The 22,633-nt window shown below is 73.4% G+C and carries 15 protein-coding genes; 5 read left to right on the top strand and 10 right to left on the bottom strand.

Translation table 11 applies throughout. The annotated features are described in order from the left end of the window. The first annotated feature begins 119 nt into the window (after positions 1-119). The 3 genes from MNY62_RS18215 to MNY62_RS18225 all read left to right on the top strand — a co-directional run bounded on the left by MNY62_RS18215 (position 120) and on the right by MNY62_RS18225 (position 2,801). Positions 120-659 carry a hypothetical protein gene (locus MNY62_RS18215; RefSeq protein WP_242345618.1) on the top strand — a complete coding sequence of 180 codons (540 nt, stop codon included), beginning with the start codon at positions 120-122 and terminating at the stop codon, positions 657-659. Positions 660-737: 78 nt separating this feature from the next. Beyond that, complete coding sequence (locus MNY62_RS18220) at positions 738-920, top strand: hypothetical protein (RefSeq protein WP_242345619.1); 183 nt, start codon at positions 738-740, stop codon at positions 918-920. A gap of 537 nt (positions 921-1,457) precedes the next feature. Then, positions 1,458-2,801 carry a hypothetical protein gene (locus tag MNY62_RS18225; RefSeq protein WP_242345620.1) on the top strand — a complete coding sequence of 448 codons (1,344 nt, stop codon included), beginning with the start codon at positions 1,458-1,460 and terminating at the stop codon, positions 2,799-2,801. On the opposite strand, the gene MNY62_RS18230 is transcribed toward MNY62_RS18225, so the two are convergent. Then, complete coding sequence (locus tag MNY62_RS18230; RefSeq protein WP_242345621.1) at positions 2,752-3,915, bottom strand: metallophosphoesterase; 1,164 nt, start codon at positions 3,913-3,915, stop codon at positions 2,752-2,754. The two genes, MNY62_RS18225 and MNY62_RS18230, sit on opposite strands and share 50 nt — an antisense overlap. A 292-nt stretch (positions 3,916-4,207) precedes the next feature. Here MNY62_RS18230 and MNY62_RS18235 point away from each other — a divergent pair, with 292 nt between their 5' ends. Continuing rightward, the gene (locus MNY62_RS18235) at positions 4,208-5,029 is read left to right on the top strand and encodes a DMT family transporter (protein WP_242345622.1); all 822 of its coding nucleotides are present in this window, start codon (positions 4,208-4,210) and stop codon (positions 5,027-5,029) included. Between the two features lie 108 nt (positions 5,030-5,137). Here the strand turns inward: MNY62_RS18235 and MNY62_RS18240 are convergent, their stop codons facing one another. From MNY62_RS18240 to MNY62_RS18260, 5 genes are all read right to left on the bottom strand, one after another. Beyond that, entirely contained in the window at positions 5,138-5,578 is a 441-nt protein-coding gene (locus MNY62_RS18240; RefSeq protein ID WP_242345623.1) for a hypothetical protein, read from the bottom strand. 703 nt (positions 5,579-6,281) lie between these two features. Further along, the gene (locus tag MNY62_RS18245) at positions 6,282-7,769 is read right to left on the bottom strand and encodes a glutamate synthase subunit beta (RefSeq protein ID WP_242345624.1); all 1,488 of its coding nucleotides are present in this window, start codon (positions 7,767-7,769) and stop codon (positions 6,282-6,284) included. 58 nt (positions 7,770-7,827) lie between these two features. Beyond that, positions 7,828-12,438 carry a glutamate synthase large subunit gene (gene gltB, locus MNY62_RS18250; RefSeq protein ID WP_242345625.1) on the bottom strand — a complete coding sequence of 1,537 codons (4,611 nt, stop codon included), beginning with the start codon at positions 12,436-12,438 and terminating at the stop codon, positions 7,828-7,830. Positions 12,439-12,899: 461 nt separating this feature from the next. Beyond that, positions 12,900-13,559 carry a hypothetical protein gene (locus MNY62_RS18255; RefSeq protein ID WP_242345626.1) on the bottom strand — a complete coding sequence of 220 codons (660 nt, stop codon included), beginning with the start codon at positions 13,557-13,559 and terminating at the stop codon, positions 12,900-12,902. A 111-nt stretch (positions 13,560-13,670) separates the two neighbouring features. Beyond that, complete coding sequence (locus MNY62_RS18260) at positions 13,671-15,047, bottom strand: sigma-54-dependent transcriptional regulator (RefSeq protein WP_242345627.1); 1,377 nt, start codon at positions 15,045-15,047, stop codon at positions 13,671-13,673. A gap of 263 nt (positions 15,048-15,310) precedes the next feature. Between MNY62_RS18260 and MNY62_RS18265 the strand changes: the two genes are divergently transcribed. After that, positions 15,311-15,844 (top strand): O-acetyl-ADP-ribose deacetylase, encoded by a 534-nt coding sequence (locus MNY62_RS18265; protein ID WP_242345628.1) that lies wholly within the window; start codon positions 15,311-15,313, stop codon positions 15,842-15,844. On the opposite strand, the gene MNY62_RS18270 is transcribed toward MNY62_RS18265, so the two are convergent. The 4 genes from MNY62_RS18270 to MNY62_RS18285 all read right to left on the bottom strand — a co-directional run bounded on the left by MNY62_RS18270 (position 15,841) and on the right by MNY62_RS18285 (position 22,626). Further along, positions 15,841-18,969, bottom strand: a complete 3,129-nt coding sequence (locus MNY62_RS18270) for an FAD-binding and (Fe-S)-binding domain-containing protein (protein WP_242345629.1) — start codon at positions 18,967-18,969, stop codon at positions 15,841-15,843. The genes MNY62_RS18265 and MNY62_RS18270 overlap by 4 nt on opposite strands. A 48-nt stretch (positions 18,970-19,017) precedes the next feature. Further along, positions 19,018-20,106 (bottom strand): enolase C-terminal domain-like protein, encoded by a 1,089-nt coding sequence (locus tag MNY62_RS18275; RefSeq protein ID WP_242345630.1) that lies wholly within the window; start codon positions 20,104-20,106, stop codon positions 19,018-19,020. Positions 20,107-20,108: 2 nt separating this feature from the next. Further along, complete coding sequence (locus MNY62_RS18280) at positions 20,109-21,884, bottom strand: thiamine pyrophosphate-requiring protein (protein WP_242345663.1); 1,776 nt, start codon at positions 21,882-21,884, stop codon at positions 20,109-20,111. 343 nt (positions 21,885-22,227) lie between these two features. Next, positions 22,228-22,626 carry a cytochrome C oxidase subunit IV family protein gene (locus MNY62_RS18285; protein WP_242345631.1) on the bottom strand — a complete coding sequence of 133 codons (399 nt, stop codon included), beginning with the start codon at positions 22,624-22,626 and terminating at the stop codon, positions 22,228-22,230. Between the last annotated feature and the right edge of the window lie 7 nt (positions 22,627-22,633).

Here is a 22,633-nt window from a genome sequence, read left to right on the forward strand (position 1 = left end):
CCCGCCGCCGCGCGGGGCACCCGGCCCAGCGGGCGCCGTTCACCCGCGGCGCCCGCCGATCGGGCCGGGGCGCACGGCGCCGTCGCGATCACCAGCTTTACTCGACGGAGGGAGACGACATGGGAGCCTGGACTCGAAGTGCATACCTCGCCGCCGGAGCCGCAGCTCTGCTCGCCGCCGCGTGCCAGCGGGAGGGCGGCGACAGCCGGCAGGCGCGTCGCGACACCGGCGGAGCGGTCTCGCCGACCAGCCCGAGCGCGCCGCCGACCGACACGCAGCTCGCAAGGGGCGAGCGTGAGCGCGCCGCCCAGCCGTCGACGCAGCAGCCGGCGACCGGCCCGCAGGCGTCGCAGCAGCCGCCGGCCGCGGCGGGCGCCCAGCGCACCGCGAGCGGCACGGTGGTGAGCGCCAGCGCGCAGGAGGTGGTCGTTCGCCAGGGCGGCGCCGAGCCGAACATCAAGCTCCGCGTCGGCGCGGACACGCCGGTCCTCATCGACGGGCAGCAGCGCACCGTGAGCGACCTGAAGGAAGGGACGCAGGTGCGCGCCGCGTTCACCGAGAAGGACGGCGCGCCCCAGGCGATCCGCATCGAGGTGCAGGGCGGCGCGAACGCGCCGAAGGGAACGACGGAGCCGCAGGGCACGCAGCAGCAGCGCTGAAGGAGCGGATGAGGAATCGGCGGGGCCCGCGCTTCCGTGGCGCGGGCCCCGCTGCGTTTCGCGTCGAGAACGTCGACGTTGAGCCGCCCCGACCCCGACCTCGACCTCGACCTCGACCTCGACCCCGACCTCGACCTCGACCCCGACCTCGACCTCGACCCCGACCTCGACCTCGACCCCGACCTCGACCTCGACCTCGACCTCGATCCTCGAGCCCGACCCCGCCCGTGGTTCGACAGGCTCATCACGAGCGGTCGATAAACGCCCGCTCGCCCTGAGCCTGTCGAAGGGAGAGCGGTCCCGACCGCGCCCCTACCTTCACCGCCCCCAGCGCGCCGCCCTAAGTGGCGGGACCTCGCGCCCGCAGGCGGGCCACTGGACGCGGTAGGCACCGCCCCGACCCACGGACCGCAATGCAACGCGGTCGGCCTCGGCACCGTCGCCCATGCCCAGCCCCCGCCCGCAGCCCCGCGTTGCCGGCGGCGTCTGGCGGACGGCGCCGCCCCCCGTACCTTGTCCCCGTCCATCGTGGCCCGCCGAGGACGTGAGGTCCCGTCCAGGCGGCGCGCCAAGGTGACGTCAGCCGCGGCGATGTCGGCCAGAACGACCTCGACCTCGACCCCGACCTCGACCTCGACCCCGACCCCCCGCCCCCGCCCCCGACCCCTCGACCGCGACCGCGACCGACTGAAACCTCCTCCGTCGCCCCGCATCCAATTCTTCGGACTGCCACCCGCTGCCGCACCTCGCGGCCTCGGGCGGCTCGAGGCGCGTGCACGCGCCCGGAGGAGAGATCCCATGAGACGCGTCCTCGCCGCAGCCGTCCCGCTCGCCGCGCTGGCCCTCTACCTCTCGTTTCCGAGGCCGGCCGGTCCGGAGGCCGCCCGCAGCGGCCATCACCGTCGCGAGGCAGCAGCGGATCCGATCCTGGATCACGCCGACCGGCTGCTCGACGAGGGCCGGCACGTCTTCCGCGAGGAGACGTTCGGCGACGAGGACTTCTGGGGCGGGCAGCTCCGGCTGCACGAGGCGATCGCCGGACAGGCGAACGGGGGCGTGGGGCCGGGGCTCTCGCCGCGCGCGGCGCTCTCGCTCGGCCTCAAGGTGGACGCGGGCGCGCTACCCGCCGCGACTGCGGAGGCCGTTCGACGCGGGGCCGTGAACCTCGACGACCCGGCGGTCACGGTGGAGCTCCTGCGCGCCGGCGCGGTCGTGGGCGTGAAGGGCCGGTTCGACGACGGTGGTCGGCTCAGCTCGGTCGGCATCGCCTGCGCCCTCTGCCACTCGACCGTGGACGACTCGGTCGCGACCGGCATCGGGCGGCCCCTCGACGGCTGGCCGAACCGCGACCTCGACGTGGGCGCCATCGTGGCGAGCGCGCCGACGCTCGCGCCGTTCGCGTCGCTCCTCGGCACCGACGAGGACACCGTGCGCACGGTGCTGCGGAGCTGGGGGCCCGGCCGCTACGACGCGGAGCTCGCCCTCGACGGCAAGGCGTTCCGCCCCGACGGGAAGAGCGCCTCGACGCTGCTCCCTGCCGCGTTCGGCCTCGCGGGCGTGAACCTGCACACGTACACGGGCTTCGGCTCGGTGACCTACTGGAACGCCTTCGTGGCGAACACGCAGATGCACGGGAAGGGCACGTTCTTCGACCCGCGGCTCGCGGATGCGTCGCGCTTCCCCATCGCGGCGAAGGCCGGGTTCTTCGACATCCGCTCGGAGGACGACCGCATCACGCCGAAGCTCGCGGCGCTTCACTTCTACCAGCTCGCGATCCCGGCGCCGCGCCCACCGGAGGGCTCGTTCGACGCCGACGCGGCGGCGCGCGGGAAGGCGCTCTTCGAGGGCAAGGCGAAGTGCGCCACCTGCCACGTCCCGCCGCTCTACACGGAGCCCGGCTTCGCCATGCACACCGCCGCGGAGCTCGGCATCGACGACTTCCAGGCGAGCCGCTCGCCGGAGCAGCGGTACTACCGGACGACGCCGCTCGCCGGCCTCTTCACGCGCGAGAAGGGCGGCTTCTACCACGACGGCCGCTTCGCGACGCTCGACGCGGTCGTCGACCACTACGCGGACACGCAGAAGCTCGAGCTCACCCCCGGCGAGCGTGCCGACCTCGTTCAGTTCCTGAGGTCGCTGTGACGGGGGTGCAGGCGTACGGCTCGCACCGTCCGTCTCCCACCGCCCGGCAGCAGTAGAGGCTCCGGCGGTCCCGGCCGACGAGCTTCAGCTCCCAGCCGCCGGCGCGCACCTCGAGCACGCCGAAGCCCCAGCGCTGGGACCAGTACAGCGACCGGCCGCCCGCGAAAGGACCGCCGAACGGCTTGGGGTGCGTCGAGGCCGTCGAGGCGGCGATGAACTCGTCGTGGCCGCCGGGGGTGCGGACGTGCTGCAGGTCGTGAGCGTGACCGGCGAGCCATGCCGGGATGCGGTCGCCCATCGCGTCCTCGAGCTGCCGCACGCGGCGCACGTACTCCGGGCGCCGGACCATCGCGGCGCGGTTCCGCGGATCGCCGGCGACGTCGGCGTAGTAGTGCCCGACGAGGAAGCAGGTGCGCTCCACCCCGCAACCTCCGGACGAGCGACGGACGAAGTCGAGCTCGTCCTCCCAGCGAAACCCGCCGTAGTCGCCCTCGAGGAGCAGGGTGTCGATCACGATGAGGCGCGCCGGCCCGCGATCGACGACGTAGTGCCGCCCGGGCATCGTCCAGTGGGGCCCCTGGTGCTGCACCTCGAGGCACGCCTTCACGCGCTGCTCGCGGACGCTCGGCCCGGGGAGCTCGCTGCAGGGCCCGTCCGCCCGGACGTCGTGGTTCCCGATCGCGAGGTACACCGGGACGGGCACGCCGCCACGCGAGAGCCCCGCGAGGCGGCGCTCGAAGAGCCGAGCGAAGCGCCCGTCCGCGCCGATGTCCGGCTGCGGGCGCACCGTGTTCCCGTCGGCCTCGAACGCGCAGCTCCCGGCGTTGCGGACGCGGGGGTCCGGCCCGCAAGGGTAGAGGTTGTCGCCGACGTGCATCGCGAGGTCGAAGGGCGCGGCCGCGTGCTCCTCCAGGATCGTCCGCGCGACCACCTCCTGCTGTCGCGTGGGTATCCCGAAATCGCCGAAGAACAGGATCCTGACCGCCGGCGGCCCGAGGGACGCTGCCGACGGGAGGACCCCCGCCGCCCGCCGCTCCGCCCCGTCCTCGCGCGGAGCGAGGCAGGCGACGGAGGCGAGCACCGCGACGGCCACGAGGGCGACGCACGTACGCATGGACCAAGCGTGATGCAGCATGGCGACAGGCCGCACGCACCGTCGGGGGATCGGAGCCCTCCCGGCGCGCTTCGAGCACCCTGGCGCGACGCCGCGTACGCCCATCGCGGCGGCGCTCCGCTCGCTTCGGCGCGTCCGCCCACCCGGGGCGGCGCGCCGCGGCAGGCATGTTATGTAGGGGTCGGCGACCGGAGGTGTGGTGAAGCGGCCGAACGGCGTACGTCCTCGAGAGCGCTCCTCACGTCCTGCTGGCGCGAGTCCGCCCGCGGAGGGACGGGCGGCGATTGGCGCGGTGCTCGCGGCGGCGGCGCTCGTCTGCTTCGCAGCGAACTCGCTCCTCGCGCGGGCAGCGCTCCGCGAGGGGCGCGCGGACCCGGCGAGCTTCACCGCGATCCGGGTCGCCTCCGGCGCTGCCTTCCTGGCCCTCCTGGCTGCGGCTCGCCGCCGGCCTCTCGCGGGCGGCAGCTGGACGTCGGCGGCGGCGCTGCTCGGGTATGCAGCGGCGTTCTCCCTCGCCTACGTCCGAATCCCGACGGGCGTGGGCGCGCTGCTGCTCTTCCCGGCGGTGCAGGTGACGATGATCGGCGTCGGCGTCGCGCAAGGCGCGCGGCCGACGCGCCGGCAATGGCTCGGTGTCGCGGTCGCGCTGGCCGGGCTCGCGTACCTCACGCGCCCGGGCGCGCACGACGCGGATCCGGCCGGCGCCGCCTTGATGGTGCTCGCCGGCGTGTCATGGGGCGTCTACAGCCTTCGCGGGAGGACGGCGAAGGAACCGCTCGGCACGACGGGGGACAACTTCGTCCGCGCAACCGTTCTCGCGCTCCCGCTCGCGTCCGCGTTCCTCCTGCTGGAGGGCGGGCGGCTCGGTGTCGAGGGCGCCGCGCTGGCGATCGTCTCCGGCGCGCTCGCGTCCGGTGGCGGCTACACGCTCTGGTACGCCGTCGTCCCGTGGCTCGGCGCGACGCGCGCCGCGACGCTGCAGGTGTCCGTGCCCGCGCTCGCGGCCGCTGGCGGCGTGCTCGTCCTGGGAGAGCCACTCAGCCTGCGGCTCGTGGTGTCCGCCGCGATCATCCTCAGCGGGGTGGCCCTGACGCTGGCGCGCCCGGGGGGCTAGCCGAGGCAGCGCCCACGGCGTTCAGCAGGCGGCACCGACGTCCTGCGGGACACGAATGGGCTCGTGGCCGGCGCGACCACACCGCGCCGGCCACGACCCGCTCCCCTGCTAAGGACAGCTGAACAACGAGTCGAAGTTGGTGCTGCAGTTCAGCAGGACGGAGGTCCCGGGGTCTCCGGTATAGGCGCACACCTCCACGTTGGTGAAGTCGATGGTCATCGGCGGACTGCACGACGGGGTCAGGATGGCGTCGACGTCGACCGAGAACTGGAGGTTCCCGCTCGACACGAAGTAGATCCCCTGCCCCTCGACGGCGGTCTTGTCTGGCGTGTCATTCTTGTTATTGGCGTTCGGACTGTTGTCGCCGGGATTGATGCATTGCGCGTCCGCGGTGACGACGACCGTCACCTCGGTGTTGTCAGGGAGTCCGAGACCCACGTCCTTCCCCGAGCATGCCAGCGTGTCGGCGTCCGCGCAGAACGCCGAGAGATTCTGGAAATGCGGGCTCCTCGCCCACGCAGCGGAGGCGCCGAGCGCCAGCGCAGCCACCGCTACGGACTTCGACCACCTCACCCACCTCGCCGAATTGCTTCCCATACGGCCTCCATCGCCGTCGCATGCGCAAGGGCATGCGAGCCGCTCCGACCTTCGGCGTTCGGTCGAAGGCGTTCAGCGCGCGCGGCAGCGTCCTGCGCGCGGAGTCGTTCTCGATCGTCGTCGTCGGATGCCGCAACTGTGCGTCCGGGCACACCCCGTGAGAAGGCTCGCGCCCCAATGTCATAGACGGACAATCGAGCGTGCTGATGCGCGCTCGACGCGAGGGACGCGCGAGGCGAACGCACGTACGTCGCGCAGAGAGACGCGATGCTTCGGTGCGTCTTCGGAGCGCGCCCGGTAGCACCGCGATCGGCGTGGTTCGATCGCGTGAGGCGCGCGGCGGGTGTTGACCATTTGTTCACTCGAAGACGGTACACGTCCGAGAGTACCGCTCCCGCATTGCGCACAGCGAGTCAATGAGTGCGCGATCGCCCGGAGCGCTCGGTGCGTGTGCGCCGACGACAGCAGCGGCAGGCTCGCCGCTCGTCCTCATCCGACGCGACGAGCGGCGCTCTCGTCGATCGGGCCGCGACCGCACGAGCCGGAGTGGAGGAGGCCGCTCGGCTGAGCAGCGCCCATGCCGCTGCCTCGAGAGGCAGCGCGGGGCAGCTCGGCGACGCGGCGGACCGCGCTGGGAAGGTGTGTGGCGCCCGGGCTACGGCGGCAGCACCGTCTCCCCGTACGACAGGTAGCGATCCACGGCCTGCGCCGCCTCCCGCCCCTCGCGGATCGCCCAGACCACGAGCGACTGACCGCGCGACATGTCGCCCGCCGCGAACACGCCAGGCACGCTCGTCATCTTGCTGTCGTCGGTCCAGACGTTGCCGCGGTCGTCGAGCTTCACGCCGAGCTGCTGCAGCATCGGCTTCTCGGGGCCGACGAAGCCGAGCGCGAGCAGCACGAGGTCGCCGGGGACCACGCGCTCGGAGCCGGCGATCTCGCGCGGCCCGAAGCGGCCGTCCGGGCCCTTCGTCCACTCGACGTCGACGACGTGCAGCTCCTTGACCCTGCCCTGCGCGTCGCCGACGAAGCGCTTCGTCAGCGCCCGGAAGCGGCGGGGATCGCTCCCCCACAGCGCCTTCGCCTCCTCCTGCCCGTAGTCGAGCTTGAGGACCTTCGGCCACTGGGGCCACGGGTTGTCCGCCGCGCGCTCGAGCGGCGGCTGGGGGAGGATCTCCAGCTGCACGACGCTGCTCGCGCCATGGCGGATCGAGGTGCCGACGCAGTCGGTGCCGGTGTCGCCGCCGCCGATGACGACGACGTCCCGGCCCTTCGCGGAGATGTAGCGCCCGTCCGCGTGGCGCGAGTCGAGCAGCGACTTCGTGTTCGCGTGCAGGAACTCCATGGCGAGGTGGATGCCCTGGAGGTTGCGCCCCTCCACCGGCAGGTCCCTCGCCTGCGTCGCGCCGCCCGCGAGGACCACCGCGTCGAAGTCCTTCAGGAGCCGCTGCGCCGGGATGTGCTTGCCGATCTCCGTCTCGGTGACGAAGCGCACGCCCTCGTCGGCGATGAGCTGCACCCGCCGCTCGACCACCGCCTTGTCGAGCTTCATGTTCGGGATCCCGTACATGAGGAGCCCGCCCGCGCGGTCGGCGCGCTCGAACACCGTGACGGTGTGGCCCGCCTTGTTGAGCTGCTGGGCGGCGGCGAGGCCGGCCGGCCCGGAGCCGATGACGGCCACCCGCTTCCCGGTGCGCGCCGCGGGCGGCTGCGGCTTCACCCAGCCCTCGGCGAAGGCGCGCTCGACGATCTCGTGCTCGATGAGCTTGATCGTGACGGGCGGCTCGTTGATGCCGAGCGTGCAGCTCCCCTCGCACGGCGCCGGGCAGACCCGGCCGGTGAACTCGGGGAAGTTGTTCGTCTTCGCGAGGCGGATGTACGCCTCGTGCCACTGGCCGCGGTAGACGAGGTCGTTCCACTCCGGGACGAGGTTGTTCACCGGGCATCCGGCCGCCATGCCGGCGATGAGCACGCCGGTGTGGCAGAACGGGATGCCGCAGTCCATGCAGCGCGCGCCCTGCTGGCGGAGGGTCTCCTCCCCGTACGGCGGGTGCGCCTCGCTCCAGTCCTCGATCCGCTCGCGCGGCGGCCGCTCGTGCTTCGGCTCCCGCGGGTACTCCATGAATCCGGTCGGCTTTCCCATTTTCCCGTTCACCCTGAGCGTAGCCCCGATCCTGCGGGGGGCCGAAGTCGAAGGGTTCCTAGTTCCCGCCGGCGCGCGCCTCGTCGTGCGCGTTCTCCTCGAAGGCAGCCATCTCCGCCTCCTCGGCCGAGAGCCCCTTCTCGCGCATCCTCGCCTGCGCCTCGACGACGCGCCGGAAGTCGTGCGGGAGCACGCGCACCAGCCGCTTCGCCGTGTCGGCCCAGCGCTCGAGGAGCCGCCGCGCGTGGGCGCTGCCGGTCCACTCGGCGTGCTTCTCGACGAGCGCCCGCACCGCCGCGAGCTCCTCCACGTCCTCGAGACGCGAGAGCCCCACCATCTGCTTGTTGCAGCGGGTGGCGAACTGGCCGTCCGCGTCGAGCACGTAGGCGACGCCGCCGGACATCCCGGCCGCGAAGTTCCGGCCGGTGGGGCCGAGCACGACGACCCGACCGCCCGTCATGTACTCGCAGCCGTGATCGCCGACGCCCTCGACCACCGCGTGCAGGCCGGAGTTCCGCACGCAGAAGCGCTCGCCGGCGAGGCCGCGCACGTACGCCTCGCCGCCCGTCGCGCCGTAGAACGCGACGTTGCCGATGACGATGTTCTCCTCCGGGACGAACGTCGCCTCGCGCGGCGGGTGGACCACGATCTTGCCGCCCGAGAGCCCCTTGCCGACGTAGTCGTTGGCGTCGCCCTCGAGGACGAGCGTCATCCCGCGCGGGATGAACGCGCCGAACGACTGCCCCGCCGAGCCCTGGAAGTGGAGCTGGATCGTGTCCTCCGGCAGGCCCGCGGCGCCGTGGCGCCGGGTCAGCTCGCTCCCCGTCATCGTGCCGACCACGCGCATCGTGTTGCGGATGGGCAGGGTCGCGCGGACGGGCTTCCCCTCCTCGAGCGCGGGGCGCGCGAGGTCGAGGAGAGTGGTCGCGTCGAGCGTCTGCTCGATGCCGTGGTCCTGCGGGATCTGGCAGGTGCGCCCGTAGCTCCGGGGCACCGTGGGCTTGAAGAGGATCCGGCTGAAGTCGAGGTTGCGCGCCTTCCAGTGGTCGACCGCGCGGCGCAGCTCGATCCGCTCGGACCGGCCGACCATCTCGTCGATGGTCCGGTAGCCGAGCTCGGCCATGAGCTCGCGCACCTCTTGCGCCACGAAGCGCATGAAGGTGACGACGTGGTCCGGGTCGCCGGTGAACTTGGCGCGCAGCTTCGGATCCTGGGTCGCGACGCCCACCGGGCACGTGTTGAGGTGGCAGGCGCGCATCATGATGCAGCCGAGGACGACGAGCGGGGCGGTCGCGAAGCCGAACTCCTCGGCGCCGAGGAGCGCGCCGACGACGACGTCGCGGCCCGTCTTGAGCTGCCCGTCCACCTCCACCACGATGCGGGAGCGGAGGTCGTTCATCACGAGCACCTGGTGCGTCTCGGCGAGGCCGAGCTCCCAGGGGATGCCCGCGTGCTTGATCGAGGTGAGCGGCGAGGCGCCCGTGCCGCCGTCGTGGCCCGAGACGAGCACCACGTCCGCGTGCGCCTTCGCGACGCCCGCGGCGATCGTGCCGACGCCGACCTCCGCCACGAGCTTGACCGAGACGCGCGCGCGGTGGTTCGCGTTCTTGAGGTCGTGGATGAGCTGGGCGAGGTCCTCGATCGAGTAGATGTCGTGGTGGGGCGGCGGCGAGATGAGCCCCACGCCCGGGGTCGCGTGGCGCACCTTCGCGATCCACGGGTAGACCTTCGAGCCCGGCAGCTGGCCGCCCTCGCCGGGCTTCGCGCCCTGGGCCATCTTGATCTGCAGCTCGCGCGCGTTCACGAGGTACTCGCTCGTGACGCCGAACCGGCCGGAGGCGACCTGCTTGATGGCGCTGTTCTTCGAGTCGCCGCCCGGCAGCCGCGCGTAGCGGGCCGGATCCTCGCCGCCCTCGCCGGTGTTCGACTTGCCGCCGATGCGGTTCATCGCCACGGCGAGCGCCTCGTGCGCCTCCTGCGAGATCGAGCCGTAGCTCATCGCGCCGGTCTTGAACCGACGCATGATCGACTCGACCGGCTCGACCTCGTCGATCGGCACCGGCTTCGGGCCGGGCACGAGGTCCATGAGCCCGCGCAGCGTGTTGAGGTTCCTCGCCTGGTGATCGACGAGCGAGGTGTACTCCTTGAAGAGCGCGTAGCTCTTCGAGCGGCAGGCGTACTGGAGCTTGTGCACCGTCTCCGGGTTGAAGAGGTGGTGCTCCCCGGTCGCGCGCCACTTGTACTGGCCGCCCGCGGGCAGGCTCGTGTGGAAGATGGGCCGCTTCGGGGGGAAGCCGCGCTCGTTGCGGAGCCGCGCCTCCTTCGCGACGACGTCGATGCCGACGCCGCCGACGCGCGTCGAGGTCCAGGTGAAGTACTCGTCGATGAAGTCCTGGTTCAGGCCCACGGCCTCGAACACCTGGGCGCCGTGGTAGCTCTGGATGGTGGAGATCCCCATCTTGGAGATCACCTTCACGATCCCCTTGCTCACCGCCTTCACGTACTTCTTCTCGGCCTCCGCGGCCGGGCCCGGGATGAGCCCCAGGTTCACCTGGTCGTGGATGGTCTCGAAGGCGAGGTAGGGGTTCACCGCGGAGGCGCCGAAGCCGACGAGCAGCGCGAAGTGGTGCACCTCGCGCGGCTCGCCCGTCTCGAGGACGAGGCCGATGCGCGTGCGGGTGCCCTCGCGGATCAGGTGGTGGTGCACCGCCGAGACGGCGAGGAGCGACGGGATGGGCGCGTCGTCGGCGTCGTGGCCGCGGTCCGAGAGGACGATGAGGTTGTACCCCTCGGCGATGCACTCCGAGGCCTTGAAGCGCAGGTCCTCGAGCGCCTTGCGCAGCCCGGCGCCGCCGTCCTTCGCGCGGAACAGGATGGGGAGCGTGATCGCGCGGAGGCCCTTCGAGCCAGGCCCGCCGTCGAGGGCGCGGATCTTCTCGAGCTCCTCGTTGCGCAGCACGGGGGTGGGCAGGGAGAGCTGCCGGCACGCGTCCGGCCCGGGCTCGAGGAGGTTCCCCTCCGGCCCGACGGCGGTCTCCACCGCCATGATGATCTCCTCGCGGATGGCGTCGACCGGCGGGTTCGTCACCTGCGCGAAGAGCTGCTTGAAGTAGGCGAACAGCGGCTGCGGCTTCTCCGAGAGCACCGCGAGCGGCGCGTCGTTGCCCATGGAGCCGAGGGGCTCGGTGCCCTCGGTCGCCATCGGCGTGACGATCATCTTCACGTCCTCGGCGGTGTAGCCGAAGACCTCCTGGCGGCGGAGGACGGTCTCGTGATCCGGCTCGATGACGTGCTGCGGCCTCGGCAGCTCGTCGAGGCGCACCGCGTAGCGCTCGATCCACTCGCGGTACGGGTGCTGCCTGGCGATCCGCTCCTTCAGCTCGTCGTCCGAGACGATGCGCCCCTCGGACGTGTCGACGAGGAAGATACGCCCGGGCTGCAGGCGGCCCTTCCTCAGGATCCGCTCGGGGGGGATGTCGAGGACGCCCACCTCGGACGCCATGACGACGAGGTCGTCCTTCGTCACGTAGTAGCGCGAGGGGCGGAGCCCGTTGCGATCGAGGAGCGCGCCGACGCGGACGCCGTCGGTGAAGGCGATGGACGCCGGGCCGTCCCATGGCTCCATGAGGCAGGAGTGGAACTCGTAGAACGCGCGCTTCGTGGCGCTCATCGACTCGTGCCGGTTCCACGGCTCCGGCATCATCATCATCATCGCGTGCGGGAGCTCGCGGCCCGAGAGCGTGAGCAGCTCGAGCACGTTGTCGAACATGGCCGAGTCGGAGCCCTCGGTGTCGACGACGGTGAGGATCTTCTGCAGGTCCGCGCCGAGGAGCGAGGAGCGCATCATCGACTGGCGCGCGTGCATCCAGTTGATGTTGCCGCGCAGCGTGTTGATCTCGCCGTTGTGCGAGATGTAGCGGTACGGGTGCGCGCGCGACCACGACGGGAAGGTGTTCGTCGAGAAGCGCGAGTGGACCATCGCGATCGCGGTGACGAGCGCCGGGCGCGACAGGTCCGGGTAGAACGCGCGGAGCTGCGGCGCGTTCAGCATGCCCTTGTAGACGACGGTCTTGTGCGAGAGGGACGGCACGTAGAAGTGCGTGCGCCCGGGGATCGCGGAGCGCGACACCTTCTTCTCGACCAGCCGGCGGATCACGTAGAGCTTCCGCTCGAAGCTCATCGCGTCGGGACAGTTCGATCCGCGCCCGACGAAGATCTGCCGGACGACGGGCTGGCTCGCGCGCGCGGTGGGGCCGAGGGTGGCGCCGTCCGTGGGCACGTCGCGCCAGCCCAGCACGTGCTGGCCCTCCTCGCGCACCACCGCCTCGAAGATCCGCGCGCACTCGGCGCGGCCGGCCTCGTTCGGCGGCAGGAAGACCATGCCCGCGGCGTAGTGGCCCGGGCGCGGCAGGCGGATCCCGAGGGGCTCGCACTCGGCCGCGAGGAACGCGTGGGGAAGCTGGAAGAGGATGCCCGCGCCGTCGCCGGTGTTCTTCTCGGCGCCGACGGCGCCGCGGTGCTCGAGGTTCACGAGCACCTCGAGGGCCTTCGTGAGGATGTCGTGCGAGACGCGGCCCTTGATGTCGACCACGAACCCGAAGCCGCAGGCGTCGTGCTCGTGCTGCGGGTCGTAGAGGCCCTGCTTCCCTGGATACCCGGTCTCGGTCATTCTCACTTCACCCTTTGCGAAACGCCTTCACGCCGCGGCAGCCGCGGCGCCTCCGCTCGATCGGATCTCCGGATCGCGATGCACGCCGTGCGCCGCCTCCGCGCCACCCGGGGCGCGGCATGCGACGGCGGGCCTTGCGGGTAGGACCGCGCTGCACGAGCGAGAAAATCGAGTGTCGCCAACGCGATGCGTCTCAGTCAATACCGACCGGCCCCGATCGGCGCGCTGCCCGGAATCCGGGCGCGCTGCTGCTCGCTCGCCGTGCAGACGCGCGGCGCGGCTGCTCGCTACCCGGGCAGCCGCGGTCGCGCGTGCTCGTGGATCGGGCCGGTGCGCAGCTGCCGCCCGCGCGCCTGCCCGGCCGCTGGGCAGCCATCGGGCACGGCGCCGCCCCGCCAGACGCAGGGTGACCTCGGGACCGAGGCGCGGGGAGGCGCCTCGCCCTCTACGCCGCCGCCTGCCTAGCCGCGCGGCCCGCGGCCCCGGCGCGCCTGCGTAGGCGGCGCCTCCGCGAGGACGCCGCGCTCGCCGTTCGCCGGGTAGCGTGCGGCCACGCGCGGCTCGGCGCCGTCGAGGTTCTCCTGGTCCCGTGGACGGAGCAGCAGCTCGACGGCGGTCGTCCCCTCGGGGATGTCCTTCGCGAGGAGGAAGCCGGTCCCGTCGTTGCCCGGGAGCACGCTGCCGAGCGCCTTCGCCTCGCCGCCCTTCGTGCGCGCGGCGACGACGTACTCCTGCCCCTCCGGCGGCGCGGCGAGGCCGTAGAAGTAGGCGCGGACCGCCTTCTCGGACGGGTGCGCGAACGCGATCCCGCTCTCCTGCGCCTTGGGGTTCACGCCGTAGAACAGCGCCGCCGCCGAACCGGCGGAGCGCTGGATGCCCTCCTCCGCGCGTGCGTCGGTGAGGAGCTTGTCCCGCTGCTCGATGGTCTTCTGGAGCTCGGCGACCTGCTGCTGCGCCGCCTTCGCCTCGCGCTCCACCGACCCGGCCTTCGAGACCTGGGTGATGCCGTAGCCCGCGATCGCGAACACGCCGACGATCACGGGGATGATGAAGAGCCAGAGCTTGCCCTCCGAGCCCTTGCTCTCGAGGACGCTGCCAAATTCGATCCGTTCGGAAGCCATGCTCTAAGGTAGGAACCGGGCTTCTCGCAGGGCGACTCGTCCGGGCGCGACCAGGTCGACCGGGGGACCGGTCGCAGGGCAGGCGTGACGCCGGGCGCGCGGCGCGGCCGCTCAGCCGTCGAGGGCGGCGTTCCGCGGCACGCCGCCCGCCCGGTACTCCTTCAGCCGGTACTGGATCTTGCGGACGGAGACGCCGAGGATCTCCGCCGCGCGCGCGGTCGAGCCACCCGCCTGCTCGAGCGTTCGCAGGATCGCCTCGCGCTCGATCTCGAAGAGCGACGCGCCGGGGATGAGCGCGATGGCGCCCGCCTCGTCGGCGCGACCGCCCTGGAGCACCGGGGAGAGGTCCTCCGCGGCGATCTCGCTCCCCTGCGCCCGCGACACCGCGCGCTCCACCACCGAGGCGAGCTCGCGCACGTTGCCCGGCCAGTCGTAGCCGAAGAGCGCGGACAGCGCGCCGGGCGTCACCCCGGTGATCCGCTTCCCCGCCGCGAAGGTCGCGGTCTCGAGGAAGTGCTGCACGAGCGCGGGGATGTCGCTCTTGCGCGAGCGGAGCGGCGGGACCGCGATCGACACGACGTTGAGCCGGTAGTAGAGGTCGTCGCGGAAGCTCCCCGCCCGGATCTCCTCGGCGAGGTCGTGCTGCGTCCCGGCGACGAGCCGGACGTCCACGTGGATCGTCGTACGCCCGCCGACGCGCTCGAGCTCGCCCTGCTGGAGCACGCGCAGGAGCCTCACCTGGAGCGCCGCGGGGAGCCGGCCGACCTCGTCGAGGTAGAGGGTGCCGCCGTCGGCCTCCTCCAGCCGGCCCGGGCGCCGCTCGTCGGAGTCGCCGAACGCGCCGGCCTCGTGACCGAACAGGTCGGCCTCGAGCAGCGCCTCCGAGCGCGCGGCGCAGTTGACGCGGACGAACGGCCGGTCGCGGCGCGGCGACCACTCGTGGAGCGCCTGCGCGACCTGTGCCTTCCCCGAGCCGACCTCGCCCTGCACGAGGACGGCGGCCTTGGTCGGCGCGACGCGGCGGAGCACCTCCACGAGCGCCGTGAGCTCCGGCGCGGCGCCGACGATCGACGCCCGCGCGCGCGCCCGCTCGCGGAGCGCCGCGCGGTCCCGCCGGAGCCGCCGCCGCTCGAGCGCCTTCTCGACCACGATCACCGTCTGCGTCGGGTCGAGCGGCCGGACGAGGTAGCTGTCCGCGCCCGCGCGCAACGCCGCCACCGCCACGTCGAGCCGATCGAGCGGGGTCGAGACGACGACGGACGCGTCCGAGCGGCAGGCGCGCAGCCGCGCGACCATCGCGGCGCCGTCGCAGCCGGGCAGCGTCGCGTCGGCCAGCACCGCGCTCGGCGCGAAGGTCGGGACGAGCGCGAGCGCGCCGTCCGCGGTCGACGCGTCGACGGCGTCGAACCCGCGCTCGAACAGGGCGGCCCGGAGCGACGCCCCCTCGAGCGGGTTGGCGTCGACGACGAGAATGCGATCACGAGGCATGAGGACCGCCGGACGCGTAGCAAGCTGCGTACCCGGGTTTAGCGGCTTTTTTCGTGCAGGAATTGCGGGGTCCGGATCGCCCTCGCGGCACCGCACGAGGGCTCGCACGCCCTCAAGGGCGCGCCACCTCTCGCGAATATCCGTGGCCCTGCCCGCCGGACCGGCCCATTCGGGATCCGGGTCACGGCGCACGCCGGGCGGGGCGATCTCGGGTCCCCGGGAGAAGACCTGCCTCCCCCGGCGGCATCCGCTACGTAGCAGCGATGGACCCGACCTGGGCGAACGGACGGATCACCGTGGTGCAGGGGGACATCACCCGTCTCCCGGTGGACGCGATCGTGAACGCGGCCAACGCGTCACTCCTCGGTGGCGGGGGGGTGGATGGGGCGATCCACCGGGCGGCTGGGCCCGGCCTCCTCGAGGAGTGTCGCGCGCTCGGGGGCGCGCGCACCGGCGAGGCTAAGCTCACCGGCGGCCACCTCCTCCCGGCGCGCCACGTCATCCACACCGTCGGGCCGGTCTGGACGGGCGGAGGCGCCGGCGAGGACGCGCTCCTCGCGCGCTGCTACCGCGAGTCGATGAGGCTCGCCGCGGAGCACGGGGCGCGCTCGATCGCGTTCCCGGCCATCTCCGCCGGCGCCTACGGCTTCCCGCTCGAGCGGGCGACGCGGATCGCGGTGGCGGAGGTCCTGTCCGCGCTCCGCGCGGCGCCGCTCCCGGAGCGCGTGGTGTTCTGCTGCTTCTCGGCGGCCGACGCCGCGGTCTACCGGCGCACGCTCGACGACGCCTCCCCCTAGCGCCGCGCGGCGCTGACGGCGCCCACCATCGCGAGCGCGGCGAGGACGAGCGCCGCGGCGGCGCGGGCGACCCGGAGCGGAGGATCGGGCCGGAGGCGGCGCTCCCGCGCCCAGCGCTCGGGGTCGGCGGGCGGCGCGGGCTCCTGGGAGAGCCGGATCACCTCCGCGAGGTGGAGCGCGCGGCGGCCCGCACCCTGCTCGATCTGCGTCCGGCAGGAGAACCCGTCGGCGAGGACGAGCGCGTCCTCGCGCCGGCGCACCTCGGGCAGCACGCCGCGCTCCCCCACGGTCATCGACACCTCGTACCGGTCGCCGGCCTCGAAGCCGAACGAGCCCGCCATCCCGCAGCAGCCGTGGTCCATCACCGCGGCGTCGAGGCCGAGGCGCGCCAGCGTCCGCCGCTCCGCGTCCTCCCCCATCACCGCGTGCTCGTGGCAGTGGATCTGCACGAGCGCCTCGCGATCGATCCTGCCGAGCGGGAACCGATCGCCGGCCTCGTCGACGAGCTCGGCGAGCACCTTCACCTGGTGTGCGAGCGCCCCGGCCCGGGGATCGCGGGCGAGGAGGTTCGGCAGCTCGTCGCGGAACACGGCGGCGCAGGACGGCTCGAGCACGACGATCGGCGTGCCGTCCTCGAGCGCCGGCCGGAGCACCTCGAGGTTCCGCTCGAGCATCCGCCGGGCGAGATCGAGCATGCCGTAGTCGTAGAGCGGCCGCCCGCAGCAGAGCCGCCGCGCGGGCAGCTCGACCGCGTAGCCGGCCGCCTCGAGCGCCTCCACGGCGGCGCGGCCGACCTCCGGGTGGAAGTGCTCGGTGAACGTGTCGGGGAAGAGCACCACCCTTCGCGAGGCGGGGCCCGGCTGCGGCCGGCGGCGGCGCGCGAACCAGCGCCGGAACCCGACGGACGCGAACCGCGGCAGCGCGCGGCGCTGCGACATGCCCGCCAGCGCCTTCGCGATCGCAGCGGTCGGCGGGAACCGACCGAGGAGGTTCACGAGCCCGGGCGCGAGGGCCGCCGCGCGCGCCCACCACATGACGAGGCCCATCGCGTACGCGGCGCGCGGGCGGAGCCGGCCCTTCCAGTGGTGATGGAGGAACTCAGCCTTGTAGCTCGCCATGTCCACGTTCATCGGGCACTCGCTCTTGCACCCCTTGCACGCGAGGCAGAGGTGCAGCGCGTCGGCGACCGCGGAGGAGCGCCAGCCGCCCTCGAGCGGATCGCCGACGAGCATCTCGTGCAGGAGGCGGGCGCGCCCGCGCGTCGAGTGCTTCTCCTCGCGCGTCGCGCGGTAGCTCGGGCACATCACCCCGCCCTCCATGCGACGGCACTCGCCCACGCCGACGCAGCGGGTGGCGACGCGGCCGAAGCTGCCCCCGTCCTCCGGGAAGCGGAACGCCGTCCGCGGACGGGCCTCCACGAACCCCGGTCCGAGGCGCAGGTCCCGGTCGAGCGGGAACGGATCGATCTTCTTCCCCGGGTTCATCTTCCACCCGGGGTCCCAGGCGCGCTTGTAGTCGCGGAACGCCTCGACGAGCTCGTCTCCGAACATCCTCGGGAGGAGCTCGCCGCGCGACTGCCCGTCGCCGTGCTCGCCCGAGAGCGAGCCGCCGAGCGAGACGACGAGGTCCGCCGCCTCCTCGACGAACGCGCGGTAGGTCGCGACGCCCCGGCGCGTCGTGAGGTCGAAGGTGACGCGCGTGTGGACGCAGCCCTGGCCGAAGTGGCCGTAGAGCGCGCCCTCGTAGCCGTACTTTTCGTAGAGGGCCTTCAGCTCGCGGAGGTACTCGCCGAGCCGCTCGGGCGCGACCGCGGAGTCCTCCCACCCCTCCCACGTGTCGCGCTGGCCGGGCACGCGGGCGGTCGCCCCCAGCCCGGACTCGCGCACCTTCCAGACGATCTGCTCCTCCCTCGGGTCGTCGTACAGCTTCATCGACGGCGCGTCGGACCGCTTCCGGAGCGCGCCCATCGCGCGCCGGGCGTTCGCGACCGCCTCGGCGCGGTCGGCGCCGCCGAACTCGACGAGGAGCCACCCGCGCCCGTCGGGCAGCAGCTGCAGCCGCTCCGGGTGGAGCTTCTTCTCCTTCATGTCGCGGACGAGCAGGTCGTCGATGCCCTCGAGCCCGATCGGCGCGAACGCCCGGAGCTCGGGGACGTGGTCCCCCGCCTGGAAGACGTCGGGGTAGCCGAGGACGAGGAGCGCGCGGCCCGGCGGGCTCGGGACGAGCCGCACCTCGGCCTCGAGCACGACGACGCAGGTGCCCTCGGTGCCGACGAGCGCCCGGGCGACGTCGAAGCCGCTCTCGGGGAGGAGCTCGTCGAGGTTGTAGCCGGACACGCGCCGCGGGATTCGCGGGAAGCGCGCGCGGACGAGGTCCCCGTAGCGATCGCGGATCGCGAGGAGGCGGCGGTAGATCTCGCCGCGCCGCCCGCGCGCGCGCGTCGCCTCCGCGAGCGCTGCGTCGTCCGTCGGGCCGACCCAGAGCTCCGTGCCGTCGTAGGTCAGCACGCGCAGCCGCCGGACGTTGTCCGCGGTCCGGCCGGCCATCATGGAGTGCACGCCGCACGAGTCGTTGCCGATCATGCCGCCGAGCGTGCAGTGGTCGTGCGTCGACGGGTCCGGGCCGAACGTCAGGTGGTGGCGCTCGGCGGCGTTCCGGAGGTCGTCGAGGACGACGCCGGGCTCGACGCGCGCGACGCGCGCCTCCGGGTCGAGCGCCCGGATGGCGTGGAGGCGCTTCGAGAAGTCGATCACGACGGCGACGTTGCAGCACTGGCCGGCGAGGCTCGTCCCACCGCCGCGCGAGAGCACGGGCGCGCCGTGGGCGCGGCAGACCGCGACGGTCGCGATCACGTCGTCGAGCGAGCGCGGCACCACGACGCCGATCGGCACCTGCCGGTAGTTCGAGCCGTCGGTCGCGTAGAGCGCGCGGCTGCCCGGGTCGAAGCGCACCTCGGCGTGCACGCGGGCGCGGAGCTCCGCCTCGAGCGCGCGCGCCGCCTCCGCCGCGAGGGGCGCCCCGGCGCCCCACGGGATCTCCTCGCGCAGCGTCCGCGACGCGGGCTGCTCGCCCCGGCCGAGCCCCGGGATGACCCGGCGGCCGTGATCGATCGGTGGGTGCTGCATCGTCCTCTCCCCTCCCCTCGCCCTCGACGGTCCCCGGCCCGCACCTCGTCACACCCTGAACCGCTCCGCGTTCGCCCGCCGGAGCTCGAGCCCCAGCCCCGGCCGCACCGGGTCCGGCGCGATCGTCCCGTCGCGTGGCCGGGCCGCGCCCTCGAGGAGCGCCGACTCGATCCTGACGTGGTCGTGGAACCACTCCGCGTGGACCCCCGTGTCGGCGGCGCACATGAGGTGCACGTGGATCGCCGGAGCGCAGTGCGAGGAGAGCGGGATCCCGAACGCGGCGGCGAGGGCCGCCGCCCGGAGGAACCCGGTCACGCCCCCGCAGCGCGTGGCGTCTGCCTGGAGCACGTCGACCGCCCCCGCCTCGAGCACGCGCCGGAAGTACCGCGCGTCGTGCCCGTACTCGCCGGCCGCGACGTCCATGCCGGGCGGCGCGCGATCGCGCACGAGCCGCAGGCCGGCGAGATCGTCCGCCGAGACGGGCTCCTCGAGCCAGGTGACGCCCGACTCCGCGAACGCTTCCGCGAGCGCGAGCGCCTGCTTGCGCCCGTACGCGCCGTTCGCGTCCACGAACAGCCCCGCCTGCCCGATCGCCTCGCGCGCCGCGCGCACGCGGGCCGGGTCCGCCCGGGGATCGCGCCCCACCTTCATCTTGACCGCCGCGAACCCCTCGGCGGCCCAGCCTCCGAGCTGCGCCGCGAGCCGCTCCGGAGCGTAGGAGCAGAAGCCGCCGCTCCCGTAGACCGGCACCGCCTGGCGCACGCGGCCGAGGAGCGTCGCGAGCGGGAGCGCGAGCAGCTTCGCCTTGAGATCCCAGATCGCCACGTCCACGGCCGAGAGCGCCATCCCGCCCACGCCCGCGGCGCCCGCGTTCCGGATCGCGACCGCCATCGCGCGGTGCGCCGCGGGCGGGTCGAGCGCGTCGAGGCCGGCCACCGCGTCCGCGAGCGTGCCGCCGGCGACGCTCGCCGCGGCCGCGTCGGCGTAGGTGTAGCCGAGGCCGCGCGCGCCGCCCGCCTCGACGTCCACGACGACGAGCGTCGTCGCGTCCCACGCGAGCGTCCCGTCGGACTCCGGCCCGTCGGTCGGGATCCGGTACGCGGCCGCGCGGACCCGCTCGATGGCAGCTCCCCTCACGCTCACCCTCGGTGCGGGAGGAAGCCCTCGATCGCGTCGCGCCAGGAGGCGACCAGGGTCGCCCCTCGGTCGGGATCGCCCTTCAGGATCGACGACAGGTAGCCCTTCGCCTGCTCCAGGGTGATGTGCGGCGGGAGCGGCGGGACGGACGGGTCGGTGCGCGCCTGGACGAGGCAGGGGCGGCGGGCGGCGAAGGCGCGCTCCCACGCCGGCGCGACGTCCTCGGGCCGCTCGACCCGCACCGCCTCGAGGCCGAGCGACGCGGCGAACCCCGCGTAGTCCACCGCCGGAAGGTCCTGCGACGCGTCGAGCTTCGCGTCGCCCACCATGACCCGCTGCTCCCAGGTGACCTGGTTCAGGTCCTGGTTCATGAGCACGAGGACGACGAGCCGCGGGTCCTCCCACTCCCGCCAGTACTTCGAGATCGTGATGAGCTCGGCCATGCCGTTCATCTGCATGGCACCGTCTCCGGCGAGCGCGACGACGGCGCGACCGGGGAACGCGAACTTCGCCGCGATCGCGTACGGCACCGCCGGCCCCATCGTCGCGAGGTTGCCCGAGAGCGAGGCGAGCATGCCCTCGCGGATCTTCACGTCCCGCGCGTACCAGTTCGCCGACGAGCCGGAGTCCGCGGAGAGGATCGCGCGGTCGGGCAGGCGCGGCGAGAGCTCCCAGAACACGAGCTGCGGGTTCACCGGCTTCGCGGGGTTGTGGGCGCGCGCCTCGAGGACCTTCCACCAGCGGCGCACCTCGTCCTCGATCTCCTCGCGCCAGCGCCCCTCGTGCTGCGAGAGGAGCGGCAAGAGCGCGCGGAGCGTCTCGGCCGAGTCGCCGACGAGGTTCACCTCCATCGGGTAGCGAATGGAGAGCATGCGGCCGTCGAGGTCCACCTGGACGCCTCGCGCCTGGCCCTCCTTCGGCAAGAACTCCGGGTACGGAAACGACGACCCGACCATGAGCAGCGTGTCGCACCCGCTCATGAGCTTCCACGAGGGCTTCGTGCCGAGGAGGCCGATCGCGCCGGTCACGTAGGGCAGGTCGTCCGGGAGCACCGCCTTCCCGAGGAGCGCCTTCGCGACGCCGGCGCCGAGGCGCTCGGCGACCGCGCGCACCTCCGGCGCCGCGCCCAGGGCGCCCGCGCCGACGAGCATCGCCACCTTCTTTCCTGCGTTCAGCACGTCGGCCGCGCGTCGCAGGTCCGACCCGGCGGGCACGACGCGCGGGGGCGCCCAGCCCGAGCCGCTGTGGACCGTGGCGTGCGCGTGGGGCGGGGCCTCGTAGTCGAGCTCCTGCAGGTCGTTCGGGACGATGATCGCCGTGACCGACCGCTCGGAGAGCGCGATCCGGATCGCGCGGTCGACGAGGTGCCGCGCCTGCGAGGGGACCATCATCGTCTGCACGTACGCGCCGGCGACGTCCTTGAAGAGCGTGTGGAGATCCACCTCCTGCTGGTAGGAGCCGCCCATCGCGGCGCGCGCGGTCTGGCCCACGATCGCCACCACCGGCTGGTGGTCCATCCGCGCGTCGTAGAGGCCGTTCAGGAGGTGGATGGCGCCGGGGCCGGAGGTAGCGAGGCAGACGCCGACCTCGCCGGTGAACTTGGCGTGCGCGCAGGCCATGAACGCCGCCATCTCCTCGTGGCGCACCTGCACGAGATCGAGCTCTCGCACCGCGTGGAAGCCCGCGAGGATGCCGTTGATGCCGTCGCCCGGATAGCCGTAGACGCGGCGCACGCCCCAGGACGTGAGCCGCCGGAGGATGTACTCGCCGACCGTCATGATCCCTGCCCCCACGCGAGCGCGCACGCGGCCGCCTCGCGCGGCGCGCCTCGTCCTCACGACGTCGGGCGCGGCGCGCGCCGACGGCCACCGGCGCCGCTGCGTCGAACATGTTCACCCCACCCGGATCGCGCGACGTGGACGGGTGCGCGGGCGCCACCGCGGCGGAGGCCGGGCCGAGCGGTCGTTTGCGTTCAAACCTTCCAGCCGCGACGCCGGCGCCTGCCTCGCGGCCTCGCCACCGGACGGAGCGCGGCGGCCCGCGCGAGGGACGGCCCGCGCGGCGAGGCCCGCCCGCGCCGCCGGGGCGGGCGAGCGGGAGGGCCGGCGGGCCCCGGGAGGCTCAGTGGGTGCGCGAGGTCGGCGGCGGGGCGTAGTCGGGCGCGGGCAGCGCGCCCTCGCTGCCGGGCGGCTTCGCGAGCGGGTAGCGCGTCGCGTAGTCGCTGAGCGTGAGCCCGACGAGCAGTGCGACGAACACGAGCGAGGTGGCGAACACGAGCCGGTTCGCCCCCTGCTGGTCGTAGAGGTGCATGAAGAACAGGGCCACGAGCGCCCCCTTCGCGATCGCGATGACGAGGGCGACGAGGATGTGGAGGGGGCCCGGCAGGTGCACCTTGGCGATCGCCCAGGTGCTGACGGTGAGGACGAGGAGCACGATCCACACCACGACGTACCGGCCCACGTGCGAGTGGTGCGGGACGCCGGCGTGCTCGGCGGTCGAGGCGTTGCCGTGGGCGGCCATGAGCGGC

Origin of the sequence: Anaeromyxobacter terrae, from assembly GCF_022690685.1 — a bacterium.
GTDB lineage: Bacteria > Myxococcota > Myxococcia > Myxococcales > Anaeromyxobacteraceae > Anaeromyxobacter > Anaeromyxobacter terrae.